This window comes from Paenibacillus wulumuqiensis (genome assembly GCF_000971965.1).
Taxonomy (GTDB): domain Bacteria; phylum Bacillota; class Bacilli; order Paenibacillales; family Paenibacillaceae; genus Saccharibacillus; species Saccharibacillus wulumuqiensis.
The window spans coordinates 115,693-141,171 of sequence record NZ_LAQP01000017.1 but is presented as its reverse complement, the minus strand read 5'-3'; the positions used below and the strand labels follow the sequence as shown (position 1 = coordinate 141,171).

21 protein-coding genes are annotated in these 25,479 nt (G+C 50.4%); 9 read left to right on the top strand and 12 right to left on the bottom strand.

Annotated features, from left to right (window positions below; translation table 11 throughout):
- Positions 1–254: 254 nt before the first annotated feature.
- From WH45_RS19945 to WH45_RS19915, 7 genes are all read right to left on the bottom strand, one after another.
- Positions 255–950 carry a response regulator transcription factor gene (locus tag WH45_RS19945; RefSeq protein WP_046216172.1) on the bottom strand — a complete coding sequence of 232 codons (696 nt, stop codon included), beginning with the start codon at positions 948–950 and terminating at the stop codon, positions 255–257.
- Between the two features lie 13 nt (positions 951–963).
- Positions 964–2,409, bottom strand: a complete 1,446-nt coding sequence (locus WH45_RS19940) for a sensor histidine kinase (RefSeq protein ID WP_046216171.1) — start codon at positions 2,407–2,409, stop codon at positions 964–966.
- A 105-nt stretch (positions 2,410–2,514) separates the two neighbouring features.
- Positions 2,515–3,687: an ABC transporter permease gene (locus WH45_RS19935; RefSeq protein WP_046216170.1), complete on the bottom strand. Its 1,173-nt coding sequence runs from the start codon at positions 3,685–3,687 to the stop codon at positions 2,515–2,517.
- Positions 3,684–4,379: an ABC transporter ATP-binding protein gene (locus WH45_RS19930; RefSeq protein ID WP_046216169.1), complete on the bottom strand. Its 696-nt coding sequence runs from the start codon at positions 4,377–4,379 to the stop codon at positions 3,684–3,686. Before WH45_RS19930 ends, WH45_RS19935 begins: the two co-directional genes overlap by 4 nt.
- Complete coding sequence (locus WH45_RS23010) at positions 4,376–5,821, bottom strand: efflux RND transporter periplasmic adaptor subunit (RefSeq protein WP_052723882.1); 1,446 nt, start codon at positions 5,819–5,821, stop codon at positions 4,376–4,378. Before WH45_RS23010 ends, WH45_RS19930 begins: the two co-directional genes overlap by 4 nt.
- Complete coding sequence (locus WH45_RS19920) at positions 5,818–8,583, bottom strand: hypothetical protein (protein WP_046216168.1); 2,766 nt, start codon at positions 8,581–8,583, stop codon at positions 5,818–5,820. Before WH45_RS19920 ends, WH45_RS23010 begins: the two co-directional genes overlap by 4 nt.
- A gap of 351 nt (positions 8,584–8,934) precedes the next feature.
- Positions 8,935–9,438: a DUF4334 domain-containing protein gene (locus WH45_RS19915; RefSeq protein ID WP_052723881.1), complete on the bottom strand. Its 504-nt coding sequence runs from the start codon at positions 9,436–9,438 to the stop codon at positions 8,935–8,937.
- Positions 9,439–9,842: 404 nt separating this feature from the next.
- Here WH45_RS19915 and WH45_RS19910 point away from each other — a divergent pair, with 404 nt between their 5' ends.
- Positions 9,843–11,192: an MFS transporter gene (locus WH45_RS19910; protein WP_046216167.1), complete on the top strand. Its 1,350-nt coding sequence runs from the start codon at positions 9,843–9,845 to the stop codon at positions 11,190–11,192.
- Positions 11,193–11,432: 240 nt separating this feature from the next.
- Here WH45_RS19910 and WH45_RS19905 read toward each other — a convergent pair whose 3' ends face one another.
- Positions 11,433–11,888, bottom strand: a complete 456-nt coding sequence (locus WH45_RS19905; RefSeq protein WP_046216166.1) for a rhodanese-like domain-containing protein — start codon at positions 11,886–11,888, stop codon at positions 11,433–11,435.
- 302 nt (positions 11,889–12,190) lie between these two features.
- On the opposite strand from WH45_RS19905, the gene WH45_RS19900 reads away from it, so the two are divergent.
- Complete coding sequence (locus WH45_RS19900) at positions 12,191–13,120, top strand: LysR family transcriptional regulator (RefSeq protein WP_052723880.1); 930 nt, start codon at positions 12,191–12,193, stop codon at positions 13,118–13,120.
- 132 nt (positions 13,121–13,252) lie between these two features.
- Complete coding sequence (locus tag WH45_RS19895) at positions 13,253–14,179, top strand: manganese-dependent inorganic pyrophosphatase (protein WP_046216165.1); 927 nt, start codon at positions 13,253–13,255, stop codon at positions 14,177–14,179.
- 342 nt (positions 14,180–14,521) lie between these two features.
- Here the strand turns inward: WH45_RS19895 and WH45_RS19890 are convergent, their stop codons facing one another.
- The 3 genes from WH45_RS19890 to WH45_RS19880 all read right to left on the bottom strand — a co-directional run bounded on the left by WH45_RS19890 (position 14,522) and on the right by WH45_RS19880 (position 18,095).
- Positions 14,522–15,832 carry an ABC transporter permease gene (locus tag WH45_RS19890; protein WP_046216164.1) on the bottom strand — a complete coding sequence of 437 codons (1,311 nt, stop codon included), beginning with the start codon at positions 15,830–15,832 and terminating at the stop codon, positions 14,522–14,524.
- On the bottom strand, positions 15,816–17,219 hold the full coding sequence (locus tag WH45_RS19885) for an HlyD family secretion protein (RefSeq protein ID WP_046216163.1): 1,404 nt from the start codon (positions 17,217–17,219) through the stop codon (positions 15,816–15,818). Before WH45_RS19885 ends, WH45_RS19890 begins: the two co-directional genes overlap by 17 nt.
- Positions 17,220–17,438: 219 nt before the next feature.
- On the bottom strand, positions 17,439–18,095 hold the full coding sequence (locus WH45_RS19880) for a MarR family winged helix-turn-helix transcriptional regulator (RefSeq protein ID WP_235338428.1): 657 nt from the start codon (positions 18,093–18,095) through the stop codon (positions 17,439–17,441).
- Positions 18,096–18,344: 249 nt separating this feature from the next.
- Between WH45_RS19880 and WH45_RS19875 the strand changes: the two genes are divergently transcribed.
- On the top strand, positions 18,345–18,809 hold the full coding sequence (locus WH45_RS19875) for an RrF2 family transcriptional regulator (RefSeq protein ID WP_046216162.1): 465 nt from the start codon (positions 18,345–18,347) through the stop codon (positions 18,807–18,809).
- A 125-nt stretch (positions 18,810–18,934) separates the two neighbouring features.
- Here WH45_RS19875 and WH45_RS19870 read toward each other — a convergent pair whose 3' ends face one another.
- Positions 18,935–19,906 carry a bile acid:sodium symporter family protein gene (locus WH45_RS19870; RefSeq protein ID WP_046216161.1) on the bottom strand — a complete coding sequence of 324 codons (972 nt, stop codon included), beginning with the start codon at positions 19,904–19,906 and terminating at the stop codon, positions 18,935–18,937.
- A 177-nt stretch (positions 19,907–20,083) separates the two neighbouring features.
- Here WH45_RS19870 and WH45_RS19865 point away from each other — a divergent pair, with 177 nt between their 5' ends.
- The 5 genes from WH45_RS19865 (at position 20,084) to WH45_RS19845 (ending at position 25,331) form a co-directional block, all read left to right on the top strand.
- Positions 20,084–20,689, top strand: coding sequence for a DJ-1/PfpI family protein (locus WH45_RS19865; RefSeq protein ID WP_046216160.1), 606 nt, complete (start codon positions 20,084–20,086; stop codon positions 20,687–20,689).
- Positions 20,690–20,765: 76 nt separating this feature from the next.
- On the top strand, positions 20,766–21,335 hold the full coding sequence (locus WH45_RS19860; RefSeq protein WP_324292944.1) for a glycerol-3-phosphate responsive antiterminator: 570 nt from the start codon (positions 20,766–20,768) through the stop codon (positions 21,333–21,335).
- 243 nt (positions 21,336–21,578) lie between these two features.
- The gene (locus tag WH45_RS19855; RefSeq protein ID WP_046216159.1) at positions 21,579–22,400 is read left to right on the top strand and encodes an MIP/aquaporin family protein; all 822 of its coding nucleotides are present in this window, start codon (positions 21,579–21,581) and stop codon (positions 22,398–22,400) included.
- 92 nt (positions 22,401–22,492) lie between these two features.
- Entirely contained in the window at positions 22,493–23,986 is a 1,494-nt protein-coding gene (glpK, locus tag WH45_RS19850; protein WP_046216158.1) for a glycerol kinase GlpK, read from the top strand.
- 358 nt (positions 23,987–24,344) lie between these two features.
- The gene (locus WH45_RS19845) at positions 24,345–25,331 is read left to right on the top strand and encodes an iron-hydroxamate ABC transporter substrate-binding protein (RefSeq protein WP_324292943.1); all 987 of its coding nucleotides are present in this window, start codon (positions 24,345–24,347) and stop codon (positions 25,329–25,331) included.
- Positions 25,332–25,479: the final 148 nt, after the last annotated feature.

The window sequence follows — 25,479 nt, the reverse complement described above, 5'->3', positions numbered from 1 at the left end:
GCACCCTTTTACTGAATACCGGAACCCAATGTGGGTAACCCGGTGAACAGGAGAGGGTGCATTTTTTATGGGCAAAATGATTAGATGGGAACCTATTATTTCAGTGTACCGGAATATTGGACACTACAAGACTAGAGCACTAAAATACTGGAATACGAGAACATGAGAACACGAGAGCATGAGAATATGAGGGCACCAAAATACCGGAGTACGAGGCCACCAGAATAACAAAGGGTCTGAACCAACTATTTTCTTTATGGTTGGAAGCGGTAGCCGGCTCCCCAGACGGTCTGGATATACCTCGGATTACCCGGGTCTTCTTCAATCTTCTCGCGCAGCCGGTTGATGTGCACGGCTACTGTCGCATTATCGCCTACCGAATCAAATCCCCATATACGTTCGTACAGCGTATCTTTGCTGAACACAATATTGGAATTCACCACCAGAAAATGAAGCAGGTCAAATTCCTTTTTCTTGAGTTCCAATTCACGGCCCTGGAGATAGGCACGGTGGGCATCGGTATTGATAACAAAGGAACCGATCTCGATCGTACCGCTCTGCTGGGCAGCTCGATTGCCGCCTTTAAGACGAGCGTACTGTGCCAGATTGGATTTGACCCTGGCGACCAGTTCATTGGGGGAAAAGGGCTTGACGATATAATCATCGGCACCCAGTCCAAGCCCGCGGATCTTGTCGATATCCTCCTGCTTGGCGGTGACCATCAGGATAGGGATATCCAGCTTTTCTCTCAGCTGACGACATACGGCAAATCCATCCTGTCCGGGCAGCATCAGATCGAGCAGAATCAGCTGGAATTGTCCGGATAACGCTCTGTCTACACCGGTAATTCCATTGTCCGCGATCTCCACGGCAAACTGGTTAATCTCCAGATAGTCCCGCTCGATCGCGGCAATAGCCTCATCGTCTTCAATAATAAGTATCTTTTTCACTGTAGTGCACCTCCTACCGGATCACCGGCAGATGAATCTCGATACAGAGACCGCCTGCCGGCGATAGTTTGGCTTCAATATGGCCGCCCATGCGTTCGACGGCTTTGGCTGTAATCGCGAGTCCGAGTCCGCTGCCTTTGTGAGGAAGATTACGGGATGGATCACTGCGGTAGAACGCATCAAATAATTTGCCCAGCGATTCTTCTGGAACACCGGGACCATTATCGGTCAGCCGAATGAGCAGCTGCTGATCCTCCAGCCGGGTGCTGATACGGATATGACAGCGCTCCTTGTCTTTGTAATTCAGACTATTTTCCAGAATATTCGTAAATATGCTGTCAAACTGTACCTGATCAGCGATAATTAGGGCCGGTTCATTGGAAACATCCAGCTCGATATCCAGACCTCTGGACCAGTATTCTTCCGCAGTCGCCCGGATCAGGGAAAGCAGCTCCTGATTCACATCCAGCCGCTCGGGATCGTATGGATAATCACCCATATCCATTTTGGAAAATAGGAAAATTTTGGCTACCATACGATCGATATCTTCCGCCTTGGTCTTGATCATCGAGATATAGTTGTGACGGGATTCCGGGGTGCTGGCTACGCCATCCAGTAGACCTTCGGAATAGGCACGGATTGAGGTCAGGGGAGAGCGAAGATCATGGGAGATGCTGGCGAGCAGTTCCTTGCGATTCTCCTCCTGTCTCTGGATCAGATGCAGCGATTGCTTGAGCTGTACAGCCATATCGTTAAAATCCCGGCAGACCGAAGCAAATTCATCGTTGTTCGGATAATGGATATGCGCATCCAGATTACCGTCGCGGATCTCGTGCACGGCATGCACCAGATTATCCAGCGGCTGCCGGATATGCCTGAAAACAAAGTGGGTCAGAAAGCGATTGGTAAAGATGACGGTAATAATAGTTCCGATCCCGAGCAGTACCAGAAAAGCATTGCTCAAAAAGCGGTATAGTTCATAACTGCCGTCGCTGGAATTATATTTGGCAAATTTGCTGAAAATCGCTACCGTATACGTTTTGCCATCTACATCTATATTCTGCACATAGACACTTTCCTGATCCATGGTCAGACTGGCATCACCAGGCAGCATTTGAATTGCCTTCATCATTTTGTTGTCGCGGTCGATATCCGTTATGCCAAAGGTATAGATTGGCTGTCTGGCCGAATAGATGCTCAGCTTCATCGTGTTCTTTTTCAGATATTGATTCAGCTTCCGGATTTTCTGCGGGTCCGGGCTTTGCTGGTTATGGATAAGTTCCCGCGTGGCGTTAAGCAGCATATCCGGATCTTCATAGATGCTGTTTTCACTTTCATCGATACTTTTCCAGTACTGATTGGACAGGAAGATGCCTGCCAGAATAATGATGACAGAAATAAATACAGGTATTACAACCATAAGAATGTTGGAGATCACGAGGCGCTGTTTAATTGTCATACCTTTATCCTTTCTGTGATCATTATGAGGGAATCTATTTATGCTGACGCGATCTGGCTATGACTTCGGTAAATGAAGCTGTGAATGGCATGCTCCGCTGTGTCATCAGTCGGTACGTAGTGCATGGATTGGCCGCAGCCGGGAAGCTTTGTAGGCCGGACTGATACCAAATACGAGACCGATAAAAAAGGAAAACAAAAACGAGATCAGCACGATATCCCAGGCGTAATCGATAGGATTACCGAGGAGCTTGCTGGCCAGGGAGGTCAGCCCAATGCCTGCCCCTATACCGATCAATCCGCCAAAGCTGCTCAGTACGATGGACTCGAACATAAACTGCATCAGAATATTGCTTTTCTTGGCACCCAGTGCTTTGCGGATGCCGATTTCCCGGGTACGTTCATTAACGGACATAATCATGATATTCATAATCCCGATACCGCCGACAATGAGGGAGATACCTGCAATACTGGCGAGGGCGGTAGACATCATCGCCGAGGTTTTCTCCGAACTCTCAATCATCTCCTGCGCATCAAATACATTGTAGGCTTCCGGATGATTTTTGAATTTATGGTTTAGACCGGCTTCTAGCTGGGCTTTGACTGACGGAACATCCTGCCGGTTCACTGCTTTGACGACAAAGGACTGAATGCCTTTGGTCTGCAAAAAGCGCTCGGCTGTAGCGATGGGAATCAGTACTTTGTCATCGTTCGAGCCGCTCAGGTCAGAGCCTTTGGGCTGGAGCACGCCCACTACTTTAAAAGGTATTCCATTTAGCCGTACATCCTGACCGACCGGATTGCCGGCACCATACAGCTTGCTGGCAACCTCGGAGCCCAGTACAGCGACTGCCTGGCGATACTGGCTGTCGATATCCAGCAGGAAACGGCCGGCCCGGAGCTGATAATTTTTGAGAGGGCGGTAATTGGGTGTTACGCCTTCCAGTGAGGCATCCGTATGACGATTGCCGGATTTGGCAGTAGCACTGCCGGAAATGGTAGGAGAGACCAGATCGACGCCCTGAAGCTGACTGAAGGCATCTACCTCTTCATAGGTGAGTGAACTGGTTACTCCCATTCCCATAATGGATACCATCAGCTGGTTGGTACCCAGGCCGTCAAATTGCCCGGTGATCTGATTGGTAAAATTCCGTCCGACCGATACGACCAGAATAACGGAGGATACACCAATAATAATACCAAGCATGGTCAGAAAGGAACGTATTTTGTTACCAATCACGCTTGTCATGGCCATCCGTATACTTTGAAAGAAGATCATAATTCAATCCTCCGATCTTCAGCGACCTGGCCATCATGAATACGGATGACCCGTTTGGCCTGCTCGGCGATCTCCAGATCATGGGTGATCAGAATGATGGTATGTCCCTGTGCATTCAGCGACTGCAGCATACTCATTACTTCTTTGCCTGTCTTGGGGTCCAGGGCACCTGTCGGTTCATCCGCCAGCAGCAGTGGAGGCTGACCGGCCAGTGCACGGGCAATTGCTACGCGCTGCTGCTGGCCCCCGGACAGCTGATTGGGACGGTGATGCATTCGTTCCTGCAGACCGACTTTGATCAATGCTTCCTCGGCGTTTCTTTTTCGTTCCCGGTAGGAGACGCCACGATAGATCAGGGGAAGTTCTACATTTTCAATAGCCGACAGCTTGGGCAGCAGATTGAAATTTTGAAAAATAAAGCCGATTTTCTCGTTGCGGATTCGGGCCAGACGGTTATCCGACAGTTTGCGTACATTTTGTCCATCCAGCAGATAGTTACCTTCATTCGGTAGATCCAGGCAGCCGATCATATTCATCAATGTCGACTTGCCTGATCCGGAAGGGCCGATAATCGCTACGAATTCGCCATGATCGATAGTAAAGGAGATGCCCTGCAGAATCAGCGTACGCTGCCCTGCCATCGTGTAGCCATGCTGCAGATTCTCCATCCGGATCAGCGGTTCTGTACTCATTGGCTGCCGCCTCCAGTGGAAGAACTACTGTCGGTTGATGTACTGGTACCGGTGGAAGAGCTGCCATCGGTTGATGAGGCACTGCCTGCAGATGATGTGCTACCTGTCGAGGTATTAGTGCTGCTATCTGTAGAAGAAGTGCTATCCGTCGAGGTACTGCTGCTGTCTGCGGAAGAAGTACTGCCGGCAGAAGAACCGGAAGTGGAGCTGCTGTCGGTTGAACTGCCATCTGCCGAAGAGCTGGAATCAGTGTTCGCCGCAGTGTCACCCTCCGCTGAAGTGTTACTGTCGACAGCCACCTCTCCTGTATCGGTGGCAGAGCTATCCATGGCGGCATCGGTACCGTCCATGGATAATCCGACTCCGCCAAACATATCAGCCTCCGGTCCAATGATCTGGTCGCCTTCTTTGAGACCGCTTTTCACTTCGATCAGGCTTTCATTATGAATCCCGACCTTGATTTCTTTCTCTATAGTGGCAGGTGGAGTACCTGCTGGTGCCTGTGGATCAGGCTTGCCCTGCAGCTCGACAAAGTATTTGCCATCCCGCTGGGTAACGGTCTCGATCGGAAGAACGAGAATATTCTTTTTCTCTTCCACAAAAATAGTGGCCTGGGCCGACATGCCTGCTTTGGCATTGGGAGCCTTGTCCATATGAATCGTAACGGCAAAGGTGGATACACCGTTTTTGATCGCTCCTTCATTGGCGATAGCAGATACCTGACCCGTATAAATCTGGTCAGGTAAGGCATCCAGCTGTACCGAAGCTTTCATGCCCATATGAATTTTGGGAATATTCATCTCATCGACCTGAATCGTGGCGCTCAGGTCCTGATAGTCTACGATAGTGAATACTTCTGCGCCATTACTGACCGCTCCGCCGGGCACGATGTTGACTTTGGTAATTGTACCGCTGACCGGAGCAACCAGCGGATTATGGGGAATCTGATCTTTTTGCAGCAGAGCGATCTCTTCTTGGGTGGTGGCAATGTCGGTTTTGGCTTTTTCAATTGCCAGCTTGGCACTATCTATATCGGTCTGAACAGTGCTGTCCATAACGAGCTGTTTGTATTGTTCCTGCTTGTCGTGCAGGTCGGTCTGCTGCTGCTTGAGTGTAGTTACACGCTGCCGCATATCTTTGGAGACATCGGCGCCTTTGTAAGTCATCAGCACCTGTCCTTTTTTGACATTCATATTCAGTGTGCCGAGCACCTGATTCACATTGCCTTGATCAGCAGCATAGACGGTCGTCTGCTTGGTGGCTTTGGTGGCTCCGGAGCCTTTGATCTGAACAGAGATGTTATCTTTTTGTACAGTAATCAGATTGGGCGGGATGACAGGTTCCGGCTCGGGTTTTGGCCAGAAATGGTAGATGGATACGGCTGCCGCAGCTGCGACGACAACGGTCGCAGCGGTGATCCAGATTGCTTTTTTGCTTCTCATACTTTTCCTCCATTAGTGTTCGATGGGCTATTTTTGCTATTGTCCGTACTGCTGTTCCTGCTGGTGCTGCCTGCCTTGCCGGCACTGTCGGGTGTCCCAGGTTTGTCGGGATTCGCCGGTGTATCGGGAGTATCCGGCGTGTCCGGAGTAACGGGTGCAGGTGCAGAACTGCCGGTGTTGGAAGAGTTGTCCACTGTTGTGAGCACCATATCCAGATTGTAGCTCTGGCTTCCCAGTTGAATGCGTTCACCCTGGAATTCGTCATACACATTGATGGTGAATTTTCTGGTTTTGGTTGTTTTGTAGGCACTGCTCGTCAGGGATGTGGAGTAGGCGAGCGATTGGCCTGCAGCCAGATCGGTACCCGGAACCATGGCTTTCTCCTGGATCTGACCGGATGGGTCCACCCACTGCATAATCAGGCGATGACCGGTGTCACCTGCCTCGTAATTGCTGTTTTTGGTCAGATTATAAGTCATGTTAAAGGAGACGGTATCCTGACCTTCCACCAGCGTACCGACAGCCCGTGTCACGGCAAAGGTATACGGGAACAGTTCCATCTCGCTGCTGAGTGTTGCGACCGGAGCCGGAGTCTGCTTTTTCAAGGCAAGTTCTACCGCATTGATGTAAGCGGTAGGTGTGTCGTCCGCTTGAGCCAGCTGACCTTCCTTGACGCCTTCTCCGATATACAGTGTCAGCTGGGACGTATTCACATTGGATGGAAGCTGACTCCAGATAGTGATCAGATTTTTACCTTTTGGCCGGATCGCTTTGTTCGATTGGATAACGGAAGCTTCATAGTATTCGTTATCCGATGTTTTGTAATAGGCGACCAGTCGGGATGGATTGGATGTGCGTGTCTCTTCGCTATTCATTTCCAGCTCGGTATAGGCGATATTCTGGCCTGTACCCTGATAAGTAATGGTGCGTCGTTCCTTGACTTCGGCTCGCTTGCCGGCAGTCGGGATATGGAACGAAGCGCCGCTGGCAATCTTGGATACAGCAGAGCTGATTTGCCCTGTATTCAGTGTCAGGAAAGGCTCAGCAGCAGCGGAAGTATCGGCTTTGTCCGGTACAGTGTTCAGTTCGATTTTGAGCTGGTTCAGGTTATGGTCATACGGGAAGCGGCCGATGACGTAATAGACGGCGCTGTCTCCGGCAGCCAGGGAAGAGGCATCGGTATTTTCCGCTACCAGCTGCACCGGGCTGCTCGTCCGGTTGTTCTCGGCTTTCATCAGTCCGTTTAGATCCGGAATCATCACCGAAGAGGAGCCGGCATTGCGCAGACGGATCTTAGCAACGACCATATCTTCCGTGGACCATGGCATCCGCTGGATCGAATCGAGTGTGACGCCGAAGCTGCCATAGCTGTTATCCACCGTATATTCCGTCTGCTGGGACTGCATCTGTTCCTGGGCGTAAGGAATTTTGTAAAAGGCAGTCGGCAGGGTAAACGTATCCGCAGCCGGAGCGGGAGCTGCTTCTTTGGTATCTGTGCTGTCCGTACTGCTGCTTGCAGGTGCAGAAGGCTCAACCAGCTGCAGCTGCAGTGCACTTTGCTTGAGCTTGAGCGGTATGTCGACAGCCAGCTGGATCACTTTGTCTTCCAGCGGTTTCAGCGTAACGCCGCTGAGCGCTTTGGTACGGATCGGGAAAGCATAGCCTTCGGATGATTTGATCGCCAGTTCATAGGCGGGCAGCGTGACGGCCTGGCTGCTGGCGTTTTTGATGCGGAACTGCATAACCCAGGCGGCTTTGTCGCCGTTCGTTGACATGCTGGCCTGCTTGAGCTGCGTTTCTACGGTGCTGCTGCCGATCGCCAGTTTTTTGACCTTGTTGGCAGGGACGACCAGACTGGAAGTGGTGGTACCAGGCAATTGGAAAGAAGCGACAGGCAGTTCCAGCTGCAGTGTCGGTTCATTGCGGGTGATGAGCAGTGACATCTTTTTCATGTTTAGAGTCGCCGGAATCTCGGTCAGATAGGTGACGGTTCGGCTGCTTCCCGGCTGAATGCTGTATTCGCGGCCTGCATGGTCCAACTGCAGCTCAAACGAAGAGCCGCCAGCCGATTCCAGATACGTCTTGTAGCTCGGCGAGCTTAGCGTCTCGGAGCCCTTGTTGGTAATATTCAGCATGACGACAGCATAGGATTTATCGTTAAATCGAATAGTCTGAAGTTTCTCTGCCTTCAGGATCATCGCCAGGTTATCGATAACGACTTTTTTGCTCTGTCCCTGGGAAATGGCAGAAGAATAGGCGGCAGGAAGCTTGAAGCTGCCCAGCTTTTTCTCATAGTTGGAGCTGTTAAAGTCCCAGCCGAACATGGTGACCCGGGTTCCCTTGATGCTGGCTGCTGTACCGGAATTGATATAATAGGTGACGGATAACTGATTGTGGGCGGGCACGATCGTTTTGGTTTTGTCCTCGGGCAGGATGGTGCCTTTGACAGTGATTCCCTGTGTAGTCGTAACTTTGGAAAAGGCGTTGATAAGCTTGTATGGACTGGACGTATTATTGGTGTAGGTGAGGGTATAGGTGAGGATACTGCCGGTGTTTTTGCGGGCCATCTGGATATTGCTCAGCTTGGCGCTTACGCCGGACTGCAAACTCACCGCAGACAGGGTACCCAGCGAACTTGTACGCTGCAGATGGATAGGATTAGCGGAAATGCTGACTGGCGCACCCAGTGCGGGGGTGGTCATACTCTGACTGGCTGTCACGATTCCAGCCAGCAGTAACAAATAAGTTGGATAATTCTTCATCAATTTCCCTCCTGATATTCAGAGCTCTCTCTGAGCCGATCCTCATGTGTGAAGCTACTGACTTATCATAGAAGAAGGTTCTAACATGTCCATAAATAAAAGAATGCCAATTATGTACGAGATCTAAAATAAAGTTAAACTTTTCTTAAACTGACTGCCCGGACAGCAGCCAAACCACTCTGCCCACAAAACGCATAATAAGACCACGTACTGCATTACTGTATTACTGTATTACTTGAGGGCACACTTCATAAAAAGTCCCTGTGCGGTCATTATGACCACACAGGGACTTCGAAGTAATAGATGCGAAAAGGAGTTCATATTATATAACAGCTATTAACATAACAACTGTTAGCGAATCGCCGGTGCACCGAGCTTTTTGAGATAAAAGAAATATGGCAGCGGATTATTTTTCATATCCATCATGCCCATGACCACATCCACACTGACTTTGCGGAAATGATCCATAATCGGCAGATGATCGTAAATCATCGTTGCCGTAATGCGTCCACGGTGTTCGACCATGCGCAGCCGGGCTTCTCCGCCATCGCTCGGTACCAGCTTCATCTTGTCCATCAGACGGCCCGGATCGGCAGCGAAGATGCTGCCATTTTTTTTATAAAAAAGCAAAGGGTCAACGTTATCGATGGAATGAAAAGCCTTGCCGTACCAGTGCAGCTTCTCCAGTGTTCCTTCCATCGGATGACCGGTGCGCAGCTCGAATCCGCGCCAGGTTCCGATCATCTCTTCCAGCTCTACGGCATCCAGTTCATCATAGAAGTCCAGTGCTTCTTCCCTTGAAATCTGGTCCTGATAGGTCATACTCCAGAATTGCGGTTCCATCGTCTCGATCATGCGAGTTCCTCCCTTAATGAGATTCTTGCTGGCTGTATCGATAGTCCATAGCAGAGGAAGACATCCATTTGTTGAAGATAAAGTAGGTCTTATTTAATACTTATACTGGTTCTGTGGTCTTTAATCGCCAGTTCCATAAAAAGATATAAACCAATTAGGCACAGCCTTAGAAATCGCTGGATAATGCGTTATAGGGAAATGCCAGCCGTGCCTTTCCATTGTAAATCCCGTTTGTCTGTTATACACTGTAAAGCAATTCAAGACAGAAAAGGAGGAGGCAAAATGAAATACATACAGGAACCATCCGAAGATCGACAGATACGCTGTAGTAGCGAATCAGATGACTTCAACCAGGGATGGTTTCCTCATGGATCTGTCCCTGACCAAGAGAGGGGATATTAGTAATGAAATACATAAGCTTATCCAAAGGGCAAGAGATGCTGTCTCACTGGAAATATCCGGCGATTCTGCTGACAGGTATCGGAATTGCCTATACAGGAGATTGGATCTTCCTGATCGCCTTGAATCTAACGATGCTGGACATGTCGGGCTCGGCGCTGGCTATCGCCGGTCTGTATATGCTTCAGCCATTTGCTGCATTATGTACAAATGGCTGGGCCGGCAGTCTGATCGATCGGATGAATAAGCGTAATCTGATGATACTGATGGATCTAATGCGAGCTGTGCTGTTGTTTACACTGCCGTTTTTTGATCGGATCTGGCCCATTTACGGGGTGGTCTGGTTTATTTATATGGCCAGCGCCGTATTTCGCCCGTCTTCGATGGCTTATATTGTTCAGCTCGTTCCAAGCAATCACCGCAAACGGTTTAATGCTGTACAGAGCCTGATCAGTTCAGGAGCATTTCTGATCGGACCGGCGATAGCGGGTCTGCTATTCCTGATCATGAGCCCGCAATCAGCGATCATCCTGACGGCAGCAGGTTTCTTATGCTCCGGACTGATAACGATGCTGCTGCCTGATCTGGAGCGTTCTACGGGTACTTCTGCGGTAATGGCTCAAAAGCATGCCGCCCGCAAATTACGCAGCTGGCTAAAGCTGAATGAAGAAGGGCAGCACAGCGGGGACAGCGCGTCTTCGGCAATGTCATGGGCATTGTTGAAAAAAGACTGGACCGAGGTCGCCATCTTTAGCAGTCAGCACAAAATGGCTACAACGATTTACCTGCTGTTCTATCTGATTATGGTGCTGGCTGCCGGTCTGGATTCCCAGGAAGTGGCGCTAACCAAAGAAGTGCTGCATGTAACCGATAGCGAATACAGCTATCTGGTCAGTATTGCAGGTGCAGGTCTGGGCGTGGGTGCACTGGTGAATATGCTGGTGGTCAAGCGGCTGTCAGTGGCCTGGCTGCTGGGTGCCGGAGCGATCGGAACAGGAATCGGTTATATAATCTATGCTTTTGGAGGTTCACTGATGATGGCTGGAACAGGTTTCTTCCTGCTGGCTTTCAGTCTGGCCTTTGCCAATACAGGATTTACTACGTTTTATCAGAATCATGTGCCTGCCAGCATGATGGGCCGGATCAGCAGTGTATATAGTCTGGTCATGGCTGTACAGCAGATCGTCTGCGTCTTCCTGATTGGAGCCGCCGCCCAGCTCTGGTCCATATCCGGCGCTGTACAGATAGGTGCCGTATTCATGCTGCTGGTAGCGATAATGCTTTATTGCATCAGTATCCGGTATCTCCCTGCGCAGAGTGAAGCAAAGAGAATTCTGCCAACGCCCGACATTTAAAAAGGAAGAAGTAGTAGAATCTCGTTTCACAGCGGATGTACTCACTACATTCAGACCACCCTCCACCTGCCAAGGGAATTATTAACAAATTATCCCCGCTATCCACGGTTTCACAGCCCGAAAACCAGTTATCCACTGTGGATAAAAAAACATCCCCGATGATCTGTACATATATACAGATTACCGGGGATTTAATTTAACATGAGAAAATGAGTCGTAGAAATCAGAATATGCGATTCCTCAGCAACTGCCAGGTGCCTGCCAGTACATCGGAGCCTCTTTCCCAAGTGTGCCCTCCACAGCGCCACCTTCCTGACGCCAGTACTCCATCCCGCCGATCATTTCCTTGACCGGAAACCCCAGCTGGGCCAGCTTGGCAGCTGCACGGGTGGCCCCATTGCAGGCGGGTCCCCAGCAGTAGGTAATAATCGTCTGTGTCCGATCCCAGGAAGCTGTATTCTCCGCTGTGATTCGGCGGCCGGGCAGGGAGAGGGCGCCGGGAATATGGCATTCCGCATAGGCTTGTTCATCCCGAACATCGAGCAGGACAAAAGAGGTAATGCCTTTGCCCAGATCTGCCGCCACATCAGCGACATCTGTCTCGTAGGCCAGACGTTGGGAGAAGTGACGATAGGCTTCTTCCGGGGATGCAGCAGGAATCTCGGTAACCGATGAAAAGCGTGGACGTGTGTTCATTGCAGTCAGCTCCTTTAATATAGAAATCATTGATCCAACATGCTGTCAGGCAGCTCCTCTACCAGATGCTGGTTGAGGTTATACCGGCGTCATGCTGTCTTCTCTACGAATTGTACAGGACGGCAAGGCGGCAAGTAGGATGAAGTTATGAATAGCAGTGATCGGTATGATCGATAGCGCATCCGTATTTGAAGATACCTATCGATCCATCCACTGTGGATAACAATTTTGCTACAATAAAATGATGATCTGTCGTAAGCTGAACGTTATAGAATGCATAGATACAGGAAAGGGGCACAGCGATGGAACTGCTTTATCTGAGAACGTTTTGCGAGCTGGTAAAATGGGGCAATTATACGCGTACCGCCCTGGAACTGGATTATGCCCAGTCCAGCATCACCAACCATATCCAGCGGCTGGAGCAGCTGTATGGCGGTCAGCGTCTGCTGCAGCGAAGTGGTAATCAGGTCGTGCCTACACCGGCGGGAGAGCGATTGCTGCCTTATGCCCGGCAGCTGCTGGAACTGCAGCAGCAGGCAAAAGAGGCCGTGATCCATCAGCAGCCCGAAGCGCCGGTACTCACGATCGGTACGATCGAATCGCTGTCGCTCTACTATCTGCCGGAACGGCTCGAAATCTTCCGCAATCAATATCCCGGATATAAAATTAAAATCGTACTCGGCCAGGAATCGGAGCTGATCCGGCAGGTGAGAGAGGGCAAGCTGGATCTGGCATTGATTCTGGACCAGCCTTATCAGAGTACCGGTATCGAGTGCAGGATATTGTTCGAAGCGCAGATGATGATCATCCTGCATCAGCAGCATCCGCTCGCCGATGCGATTTCCCTGTCGGCTGCAGCACTGGCGGACCAGCCGCTGATCCTCACGGAAGAAGGATGCACCTACCGGGCAGGGCTGCTGGAGACGATGTCTCAGGCATCGCTGGATGCCGATGTACGCTGGGAACTGGGCAGTATCGAAGCGATCAAGCAGGCGGTGCAGAAGCAGTGGGGAATCGGATTTTTGCCGTCTTTTACAATACTGGAGGAAGACCGGAACCGGGGAATATGCGCGGTTCCATGGGCCGAGCAGACTCGTCATCTGTATGGCCAGATCATTCATCCGGCTCAGTTGTCCGCAGGTGCACAGTCCTTTCTGCAATTGAATCAGATGGATCTTATGAATTCTGCAATGGGTGCAGATCGTTCCATCCTCAACGAGTACAGTAATTAATGAACATTTATTCCTATAAACTTAGTCTGGATTAACTTCATTTTACTTTGGAAACAAGGTATACTATTGAAGAAAACGGGCAAGGTGAGATATACTTTTCCCGTAAACCTATATTACTAAAGGAGTGTCATTATGCCACAAGTATTGGTTTTTGGTCATAAAAATCCGGACACGGATACAATTACATCTGCAATCGTCTATGCAGCACTGAAAAAAGAACTGGGTGTCGATGCAGAAGCGGTACGCCTGGGTGAAGTGAATGGCGAGACCCAGTACGCACTGGACTACTTCAAAGTAGCTGCTCCGCGTCTGGTAGACAAAGTAAGTGAAGTGAAAGAAGTTATCCTCGTCGACCATAACGAGCGTCAGCAAAGTGCGGACGATATCGATCAGGTAACCGTAACCGAAGTTATCGACCACCATCGTATTGCCAACTTTGAGACAAGTGCACCGCTGTACTATCGCGCTGAGCCTGTAGGCTGCACAGCAACAATTCTGAACAAATTGTACAAGGAGAATGGTGTAGCCATCTCCAAGGAAATCGCCGGTCTGATGCTGTCCGCGATCATCTCCGATTCCCTGCTGTTCAAATCCCCGACATGCACCGAGCAGGATGTAGCTGCGGCACGCGAACTGGCTGAAATCGCTGGTGTCGATGCCGAGAAATACGGACTGGATATGCTCAAAGCAGGTGCAGATCTGAGCGGCAAATCCGTAGAACAATTGATCTCCCTGGATGCCAAAGAATTCCAGATGGGCGATGCCAAAGTGGAAATCGCACAGGTAAATACAGTAGACGTAAACGACGTACTGTCCCAGAAGGCTGCTCTTGAGACAGCGATCAACGCCGTTATCGAGAAAAAAGGTCTGGATCTGTTCCTGTTCGTCGTAACCGACATTCTGAACAATGACTCTGTCGGTCTGGCACTGGGTAAACGTACAGATGTTGTGGAAAAAGCATACAACGTCTCCCTGGATAACCACACAGCTATGCTGAAAGGTGTCGTATCCCGTAAATCCCAGGTCGTTCCGGTTCTGACCGATACATTTGCCCAATAATCGTTTTGGCGATTGGATATTTATGATGCCGGCTTGATCCGTCAGTGAATACATAAGATGACGCAGCTGGTTATACATGCCTAAAGAAAAAGCTGTTCCGCAAGTGAAAAAGTGGGAACTGTCCTTGTTAAAGTCAACAAGGGTCAGTTCGATCACTTTCACTGTGGAACAGCTTTTTTTGTTATGCCGATATAGAGGATGGGCAGCATACGGAATACCTGTGGATCAGATAGTCTATATGATCCGTGTAGGCCGAAATAGATCATTTTATACCGATATAGGACATACTACACCGATCCGCCTATTATGCTGGGAATTCACTCTATTTCGTATCATCGTTGTTTAGCTGCATGATGGTTCATGGGCCGGAGCAGGAGGACCGGCAGGCAGCACGTTAGGACCGGGAGAACCGGAAGCATCAGGCAGACTGGCCGGTGCGCCGGATGGAGGGCCGCCCACTCCGGGTGGACCTCCTGCTTCCGGAGGCGGCCCACCGGGAAATTCACCAGCTGGTGCGGAGGCGGCCATTTTGGCCAGCTTTTGCTTTTCCCATAGTCCGCGGGCAATGACGAGCATCGCCAGCACACCGGTATACAGCATCATCGAGCCCAGCTCCGGCAGCATCTCCCGAAACGGTGCGCCGCGAAGTCCCAGACTGCGCAGGAATTTGAACATCCATACAAACGGGAAAAAGTCACTGATCTGCAGCGCCAGCGGCGGGAACAGCGCTCTGGCCATCGTACCGCCCGACAGTACAAAGGCAGGCATGAAAATAAACAGCATACGCGAGACAGCGATCCCGGGATGCGCGGCTCCCCAGGCGACCAGTATGTTAATGCATACCGATCCGAATACATACAGCATGACTGGAATCATAAACAAAAACGGATTGCCGACAAACCGGGTATCATCGAACAGCTTCAATACCCCCATGGCAAAAATCAGACCGGCTGTGGAAAACAGCAAATACGGAATGATCCGGAACAGCAGATTAAACGGATTCTGCAGCTCACCGGCCAGCCGATGCGATACCCGCAGCCGGGCCACGATCGGCAGACTATTGATATTCAGCATCATAAAGGAAAACATGCAGACAAACGTCAAAATGGTCGTGTTCTGGTAATTGCTCGTCGGGTTGAACAGCGACCGGACTTCGACTGCCAGATTGCTGAGCGTACCCTGTGCCTGACTGCTGCTCATACCGGTACGTGCCAGAGCAGGGACGGACAGCTGCATATTTTCCGTAGCGGTAATCTCCTGCATCGCTGTCCGGATAAAGGTCACGGACTGGGTGTTGGTGTTATCGAGAATCAGGCCGATACGGTTGGATACCGCCCGGTTATGGTTGTCTTCAAGCCCCTTGGGCAGGGAAATTACAGCCAGATACTGCTCATGATAAAAGTATTCCTCCGGGTGCTCGGCATACGAGATGATCTGAGCGACATGAATGTACTGGGAGGAATCGATTTTCTGAATCAGCTGACGGCTGTAGGCCGTATTGTCCTGGTCCACCACCACAAATCTGGATTCATTGATCTGGCTGCTCGGCAGCAGCAGTGTATATGCAAGTACAGCGATCAGCGGGAACATGATGGCGATAATCGGATATTTGGATTTGACCAGGTAATTCCATTCGTCAAGAAGTGATTTCATCGGTATTCACCTCAGCGGTCATGCCTGGCAGCAGCGAGCCGGTTTTTGGTACATAAATGCGAACCTGGAAGGTGGCGATATCGGCTTCCCCTTTTTCCCGGGACATACGCAGGTTGGCAAATTGCGGTGCAGCCGTCACATAGCGAACTTTGCCCTGCATGTCCTTGTTAAGTGCAGGCAGATGAACCGGTACCTGTTGATTAGCCTTGAACTTGCTGGCCTGATCTTCACTTACATAGAGATCAAAGTACATTTCGTTCGTCTCCAGGGTGATCACGGGGGTACCCTGGGCGATATTTTCACCGACTTTGGTGCTGATGGCGGTAATCTTGCCGTTTTGCGGAGCTTTGAGCACGAGGCGAGCTTTTTTGAGCATCAGCGTCTTAAGTTCGACCTGCTGGGCGGCTTTTTGCTGCTTGAGCAGTTTGACGGACAATTCCTGATCGGCCAGCTGTTGACGGGTCTGGGCGACGGTGTCCAGCTGGGTAGTGGAATTCTCGGCTGCAATACGGGAAGCTTCGATCTCATCCTGGGCCTGGATGATGCTGACAGCCGCCTGACCTGCCTGCTCGGTCGCCTGATTGACCTGTTCGGCAGCCTGGCGGGTACGCTCATTCGCCTGCTGGCGTTCTTCGGCGGTCGCACCGTTTTTCAGTTTGGAGAGTACTTCCTGCTGCTGGCTGAGCTGGTTTTTGGCAAGGGTCAATGCATTGTCGGCACTGTCCATTTCGGCTTTGCTGCTCAGACCGGCATCATACAACTTTTTGGTCCGGTCATAGCTGGTCTGGGCGGTTTGCAGACTTTTGGCAGCGGATTGTACGGCGATCTGCTGCTGCTGCATATCTTCCTTGCGGGAACCGTCATTAACCTGCTTCTCGGCTGCGGCCGCCTGACGCTGGGCAGACTGTGCCTGCCGGCGTGCAGCTTCAGCCTGGCGCTGGGACGCTTTGGATGCCTCCAGTGCAGCCTGACTCTTGCTCTGATTGACCTGAGCCTGTTCAATAGCGAGCTGAGCCTGCTTTTCCTGGGTCGTGGCTTTGGAATAGCCCAGTTTGATTGATTGTTCCTGCTGTTGGATCTGGGTATCGAACTGCTGGATCTGTTTTTGCAGCTGTTCAATCTGCAGATCCACATCGGTGGAATCGAGCTTCATCAGTACATCGCCTTGTTTGACGATTTTTTCTTCCTGATAAGGAATAGTAGTCACTTTGCCGCCAACTTGTTCGAACGATACATGTACCGTGTCGGAGCTGAGTGTAGCGCTGCGGGAAGATTGGGACAGAGTCACCTGATCATGGCCTTTGGCCTGCAGCAGGAATCCGCTGCCCAGCAGGCAGGCGATAGAAATCACGGGGATAACCAGACTTGCGATTTGATTGCGATTCATGAATAATAACTCTCCTTGATCACTTGGGATGGATAAATGGGTGAATACATTCTGCAGATCATCACTGTGGATCATTGCTTTGGCAGCGGCTGCATATCTGTAGAGTCGAAATACAGGCAGCCAGCAGCAGGACAGACGGAATTTACCTTTAATTTATAAAGTAAGTCGGCTAACAATATAGCGGATAATGGGCATTAATATGCCCGGATGAGTGGTAATTTAGATCTTTTCCGCTTCCGAAATACCCAGCTGTATTTTCTGCATCAGCCCCAGCAGCACTTCGCGCTCTGCTTCGGATAGATGACTCATGATACGGGACGTACTCGTAAAATGAACAGGCAGCAGATCATTCATTAACGATATTCCTTCATCGGTAAGATGAATAATGCTCATACGGCGGTCGGAAGGGTGGTCCTGGCGGGTAACGAGTCCATCACGCTCCATGCGTTCGATCAGACCGGTAACTGTAGCTTTGGTAATGCCTGCCCGCTCGGCCAGCTCGGTCGCCAGTAGTCCGGTATCCTGATAGCGGTACAATAAAATAAGCAGCGAAAATTTGCCGCTCGAAATACCGAATTGTTCGTATCGTTGTGTGCTGACTTTAAAAATATTGGACGATGTGCGCAGGAACAGCAGCATTGCTTCTGTCGCAGTAATATCAATTTCAGGGATACGCTCTGAGAATTTCTGAAGCATCTCACGGGTAGGCAGATCACGCATATCAAAATCCATAGCTAATTCTTCCTCTTCAAAAAGATTCGCAGTCATCCGCATGTACAGATGGGTAATCTCCATGGCGGCATCATCGCGTGTTCTATGATTATACAGTGAAAGTTCTCCGTGTGTCTCGGGCGATTGCCAATTGTCAGGATGCAACGTTATTCCTCCTTTCCAAAATGTACAAATGTGGATTTTCTCAAACTTGTTAGCGGGCTAACTATATGGATAAACGATACCCATTCATCCGTCTTCACAGGTCCAATGTACTAGCTTGCTTATGATAATCCAAATTTTATTTTTTGGCAATTCAAATTTTTGCCTGCATCAAGGAGGGAATGTATAAATTCACATTGCTTTGCCTTACTGACTGAGCTAAAATTTGAAGTTAAGACAGGGGGGAAGGTTATGACTACATCCAGAACCAGATCGATTGGACCGGCCCGCTTTAATACGGCAGTTCAGGCACTGGCAGGTTTGGCCTGTAACGGGGGAACCGTATCGAGTTCAGTCATTGCTGCACAGGTTCAGTCGCATGCGACTTTTCTACGCAGGATTCTGGCTACACTGGCAAGCCATGGAATTGTGGATACACGTGAAGGCAGAGACGGAGGCTATTCCCTGAAAATATCGGCGGATACACTGACACTGGCCGATATTTATCAGGCGATTCGTAATGAAGAAGCAGAACAGTCTGCATCCGATGGCTGCATGGAACACAGCAGCACCGAAATCGGAGGCATTCTCAAAAATGTAATGATGGATGCCGAGCGGCAGGCGATCGAATATCTCAAGCAGTACACGCTGTCCGATCTGCTTCGCGAAGCCAATCAGAAGAAAATAACCGATATTGCCGGACTGCTGAAGAATTAAAATGTAATCAGGGGAAAGCACCACCGGCAGTAGACCAACAGCTGAAAGCCCGGCCGACGATGATGGCACATCGTTGGCCGGGCTTATTGTATATAACCTGTAATAGCCTGGGAAAAGTCGCCTGTTTATTCTCCGGCAGAAGCCGCAGGAACCGCAGCTTTCTGTTCTTCCCGCGCCGCCCGGCGGGCAAACCAGGTAGCGAGCAGGGAGCCGGAAATATTATGCCATACACTGAAAATGGCACTTGGTACGGCCGCCAGTGGATTGAAATGGGCAGCAGCCAGGCTGGCACCGAGTCCGGAGTTCTGCATACCGGTCTCAAATACAATCGCGCGGCGCTGAGCCGGATTCATGCGGATCAACCGGGCGAACAGATAACCAAGCAGATAACCAAGACCATTATGCAGAATAACGACAGCAAAAATCAGCAGACCGGACTCTACAATATGGGGCTTGTTTAATCCGACGACAATCGCTACGATAAGAACAATCGCCAGTGTCGATACGGCAGGCAGCGCTACAGTAGCGGCTTCCGCCTGTCTGCGGAACAGTGCTTTGACGATAACACCCAGCACGATTGGCACGATGACGACTTTGAGAATATCGAGAAACAGACTGCTTGCGCTGACATGCATCCATTGTCCGGCCAGCAGCGAGATCATCGCCGGTGTCGCCAGCGGTGCAATCAGTGTAGATACCGATGCAATGGATACCCCGAGTGCCACATCCCCGCGGGCGAGAAATGTCATCACATTGGAGGCTGTACCACTCGGACAGCAGCCGACCAGAATGACTCCTACCGCAATGTCCGGCGGCAGATGCAGCGCTACAGCCAGTCCATAGGCGAGCAGCGGCATGATCAGATAATGGCCGACCACGCCGAGCGCCACATCCAGCGGACGCCGGAACACTTCACGAAAATCTGCCGACGATAACGTCAGTCCCATCCCGAACATCACGATACCGAGCAGCAGAGAGATTTGTCCTTTGAGCCCAATAAACCAGGAGGGCAGGAAAAAGCCGAGCAGGGCAAACAAAATTACCCAGATTGAAAATGTATTACCGATCACTTTACTGACGCGTGCGACTGCATTCATTATTCATTCTCCATTCTGTCTTTTATGTAAGTAATAGGCTGTTCCAAATAACAGTGTTCAAATTTTACTATAAAAAACCTTACATAACTATTGTCCTGCATCCAAGAAAAATACTCCTATTTGCGCATCTATTTGTTCATGATGCACAAAACCAATTCCATAGAAAAGAGGAAAACAATGAATCATGCAGCGCAGCCTGTCTATCATGTGGGACTATTCCTGTTCAATGAAGTGGAAGTGCTGGACTTTGCCGGACCGTTCGAGGTATTCTCAATCACGGTGCGCAGTGACCAGACCAAGGCTTTTCGCGTACATACCGTATCGGCGGATGGGCAGATGATTACTGCCCGCAATGGTCTGCAGGTGCAGCCGGAATACAGCTTTGCTACGCTGCCACCTGTTGATATACTGATTATTCCCGGAGGTTATGGAGCGGAAGAGATCGAGATTCACAAGCCTGAAGTCATTGACTGGATTCGCAGTCATGCCAATCAGGAACGTCTGGTCGCCTCGATCTGTACAGGAGCCCTGCTGCTGGCGGAGGCCGGTCTGCTGGATGGTCGTTCAGCGACCACACACTGGATGGATCTGGAGCGGCTGGCCCGCGATTATCCCCGGGTCAATGTGCGCTCCGGCATGAAGTATATAGATGAAGGTCGGATTATGACTTCCGGCGGGATCTCTGCAGGTATCCATTTATCGCTGCATATTGTGAGCAGTTATCTGGATATGGAGACTGCACGCATGACTGCACGACGGATGGAGTACGACTGGGGCGAATAAGGATTACAGCAGAATCCTGTAGATGGTCCGGCAGCGGCTCTCCAATCTGTTACAGGGATCTAATGAATTTGAGGAAATGAGTGATTACAGTATGTATGAAGGACAAGCCATTTTACCGGCAGCCAAAAATATGAAGCAGTTCGAACAGCTGCTGGACAGCTCTTACCAGTATGGCGTATTTCTCGATACCCATGTGGCCCAGCTGAAAAGCATCTATAGAATGGCAGGCAGCCGCAACAAGCAGATGTTTTTGCATGCCGATCTGGTGCATGGGCTCAAAAATGATGAGTATGCGGCAGAATACCTTTGCCAGGAAATCAAGCCGTTTGGCATTATCTCCACCCGGGGGAATGTCATTATGAAAGCCAAGCAAAAAGGCGTGCTGGCGATCCAGCGTATCTTTATGCTCGATACGATTGCACTGGAGAAAAGTTATGCGCTGCTGGAGAAGACACAGCCTGACTATATCGAAGTACTGCCCGGCGTCGTACCCCATATGATCCGCGAAGTGGTCGAACGTGCAGGCATTCCTGTATTTGCCGGCGGGCTGATCCGTACGGTGGAAGATGTGGAGAGTGCCCTTGCAGCCGGAGCGACAGCAGTCACAACCTCCAACGGGTACCTGTTTAACCGATATCAACGATGATGAAGATCACATAATTGCATGAAGAACAGATGAAAAAATGATGTTGACAACGCTTACATGTTACGATATGATGAACACAAGTTAATACATGTGACGGAGAACCGGAGAGCCACGCAAAAGCCCTTTTTAGAATAAGGGAGATTTGCGATGGCTCTTTTGCGTCTGTTCACGTTTATTACCATAATTACACATACGGATGCAACTAGACAAAAACAGTTTTCCAAATCGAATGGAGGTTATATGATGTCACCGTTTATAGCTGAACTGGTAGGAACCATGATTCTGATTGCCCTGGGTGGCGGTGTCTGTGCAGGGGTGTCCCTTCGCAAGACATTCGCTGAGAATTCCGGCTGGATGGTAATTGGAGCAGGATGGGGACTCGCTGTAGCCATGGCAGTCTACGCTGTAGGCAGCGTCAGTGGCGCTCACTTGAATCCGGCAGTCACACTGGCGCTCGCATTTAATGGCGATTTTGCCTGGAGTCAGGTTCCTTCTTATATCCTTGCCCAGATTATCGGAGCCATGCTGGGTGCACTGCTGGTATACTTCCAGTATCTGCCCCACTGGAAAGAAACGCCGGACCCCGCTGCCAAACTGGGCGTGTTCTCCACTTCACCTGCGATCCAGCACCCGGTCGGCAATATGCTGAGTGAAATTATCGGTACATTTATCTTTGTCATGGTATTGTTATCTATGGGTGCCAACGAATTCACACAGGGCATTCATCCGCTGATCGTCGGTCTGCTGGTAGTGAGTATCGGATTGTCGCTCGGCGGTACGACCGGATATGCGATCAACCCTGCACGTGACTTTGGTCCGCGTCTGATGCACTTCCTGCTGCCGATTCCGGGCAAAGGACCTTCCAACTGGAAATATGCCTGGGTACCGGTCGTTGGACCGCTGCTGGGCGGATCTCTGGGCGGATTATTCTACAAAAATGTATTTCTGGGACAGAGCACGCCGATGCTGTGGATACTGCTGGCGGTTACGATCGTCTGCCTGTTCCTCGCTCATTTGGCTGGACGCCGAATCCAGCGTACCGCTTCCGGACAGGCTGCTGCGTAAGCAGCCTCTCGTATCGGTCATTTCTTATAGCTGATATTACAAATTATGATATTGCAAATTCGATAGTGATAATCCCGAGGAGGAACTAACATATGGAACAGTATATTATGGCATTGGATCAGGGAACGACGAGCTCCCGCGCAATTTTGTTTAACAAAAAAGGTGAAATTCACTATATGGCCCAGCGTGAATTCCCGCAGTATTTCCCGAAGCCGGGTCATGTCGAGCAAAATGCCGATGAGATCTGGAGCTCCATTCTGGCCGTTATCGCTTCCTGTCTGTCCGAATCCCATGTAAAGCCGAACCAGATTGCCGGAATCGGTATTACCAACCAGCGGGAGACTACCGTGATCTGGGACCGTAAAACCGGCGATCCGGTCTACAATGTACTCGTATGGCAGTCCCGTCAAAGCGCTTATATCTGCGAAGAGCTCAAAGCCAAAGGTCTGGAACAGACGTTCCGCGACAAGACAGGTCTGCTGATCGATCCTTATTTCTCCGGTACCAAGGTAAAATGGATCCTCGATAACGTGGATGGTGTACGTGAACGCGCTGAACGCGGTGAGCTGATGTTCGGTACGATTGATACATGGCTGATCTGGAAACTGTCCGGCGGCAAAGCCCATGTGACCGATTATTCCAATGCCTCCCGTACACTGATGTACAATATCTACGATCTGAAATGGGATCAGGAGCTGCTGGACATTCTCGGTGTACCGGCATCCTTGCTGCCGGAAGTGCGTCCTTCCTCCGAAGTATATGCCCATACGATCGATTATCATTTCTTCGGTCAGAGTGTTCCGATTGCCGGAGCGGCCGGTGACCAGCAGGCTGCCTTGTTCGGACAAGCCTGTTATGAAAGAGGTTCGGTTAAAAACACATACGGCACAGGCTGCTTCATGCTGATGAACACCGGCGAAGAGCCGATCCGCTCCGAGCATGGACTGATCACAACGATCGCCTGCGGCGTAGGCGAGAAAATCAACTACGCGCTGGAAGGCAGTATTTTCGTAGCTGGCTCCGCGATTCAGTGGCTGCGTGATGGACTGCGCATGTTCCGCGATGCGGCTGAAAGTGAAACCTATGCATCCCGCGTGGAATCCACCGAAGGCGTCTATATCGTTCCGGCATTTGTCGGATTGGGCAGCCCGTACTGGGATAGCGATGTGCGCGGTGCAGCCTTTGGCCTGACACGCGGTACGAGCAAAGAACACTTTATCCGGGCTACCCTGGAATCGCTGGCTTATCAGACCAAGGATGTACTGACCGCGATGGAGAGCGACAGCGGCGTGACCGTAGGTTCCCTCAAAGTCGATGGCGGCGCAGTGAAAAACGGCTTCCTGATGCAGTTCCAGAGCGATATCCTCGGCGTACCGGTTGAGCGTCCGGCTGTTAACGAGACGACGGCACTGGGAGCCGCCTATCTGGCGGGTCTTGCTGTTGGCTACTGGGAGAGCCTGGACGAGATCGCGTCCACGCACAGCGAACTGATCGACAACTTCGAGCCGAAAATGGAAGAAAAACAGCGTGAAGAACTGTACGGCGGCTGGCAAAAAGCGGTTCATGCAGCGATGGCATTTAAATAATACGGTGCAGGCAGGACTCATACAGCCTGTACAACTCGATTTAGCCTGATTAGACTCATATATCATATAAAAGCCTTTTTGGCCGGACGTTCCGGGGATCATATCTCCCTGGCAAACTCCGGTTCAAAAAGGCTTTTTAAATGTAGCCGCACGTATAGGCTCTGCTTCATTTAAAGGGCACAAAGAAGCGTAATAACTGCAGACATGGCAGCAAACAGGCAGAGTATGCATCCGTTTACATAACCGTCCAAAAAATAGTGGCTGGGTACAATCATTTATGCTAAGATGGCAGTTGAAAATGATAATCTTTATCATTCGTTCAAATCCAACCAATACAGATGAAGGTGGGTCTCATTATATGCAAAATATGCACAAGAAAAAAAGCTTCATCATGATCCTGATGGCAGTTCTACTGATCGGCATTTTGGCAGCGTGTGGGCAATCCGGTACCAGCGGCAGCACAGCTCCCGCAGCAGGTGATAGTACCACTGCTCCGGCAGCGGAAGAAAGCAAGACGATCAGCTACAAGGCAGCCAATGGCGACGTGGAAGTGCCGCGTCATCCGCAGCGTGTCGTTGTGCTGGCCGACAGCTATTACGGCTACCTGTATGCGCTGGGCATCAAGCCGATCGCTACGACCAACAAGCCATTTGACAGTATCTATCTGAAAGACACCCTGGAGGATGTAACCAATCTGGGCGAGACACCCGAGGTAGAGAAAGTACTGGCGCTCAATCCTGATCTGATCATCGTCTGGGACGGCGACACCAATCTGGATAAATTCACGAAAGTAGCACCAACTGTAGCGATCAAGTACGGGGAATACACCTACAAGGAACAGCTGCAGGAATTTGGCAAAATGACAGGCACCGAAGATAAAGCCAAAGAAGTGGCAGCTGCCTGGGAAGCCAAGATCAATGAAGTGAAACCACAGGTACAGGCAGCAGTAGGTGACAAAACCGTCTCCATCATCCAGCCGTACGCCAAAGGGGTCTACGTTATGGGAGACAGCTTTGGACGCGGCGGCGAGATCATCTATCAGGAGCTGGGACTCAAAGGCACCGAAATGACGCAAAAAGAAGCGATCGATCAAGGCCCGGGTTATGTCAGCATCTCCCTGGAGAATGTACCTGACTTTGCCGGTGACTATATCTTTACCGCTCCATGGGGTGGCGACAGTGACAAGGAAGGTACGGCGCTCTACAACAGCAGTCTGTGGAAGCAGCTGCCTGCAGTGAAGAACAACCATGTGTTCAATATCGATCCGATTGCGTACTACTTTAACGATCCGATCTCGATGAATGCCCAGCTCGATTTTATTGTCCAAAGTCTGACCGGCAAGTAAATTCGGAACAGGCCTGCAAAGGAAAAGGGGGGTACGGAGTTCGTCAGTTTGGTAGAGAAAGTGAGATACATTCGGAACCGCTCAGCCTGGGGGCAAAAAGAACGTATTTTTTCCGACCATTCTTCCCTAAATTGCAGTAATCAAAAAT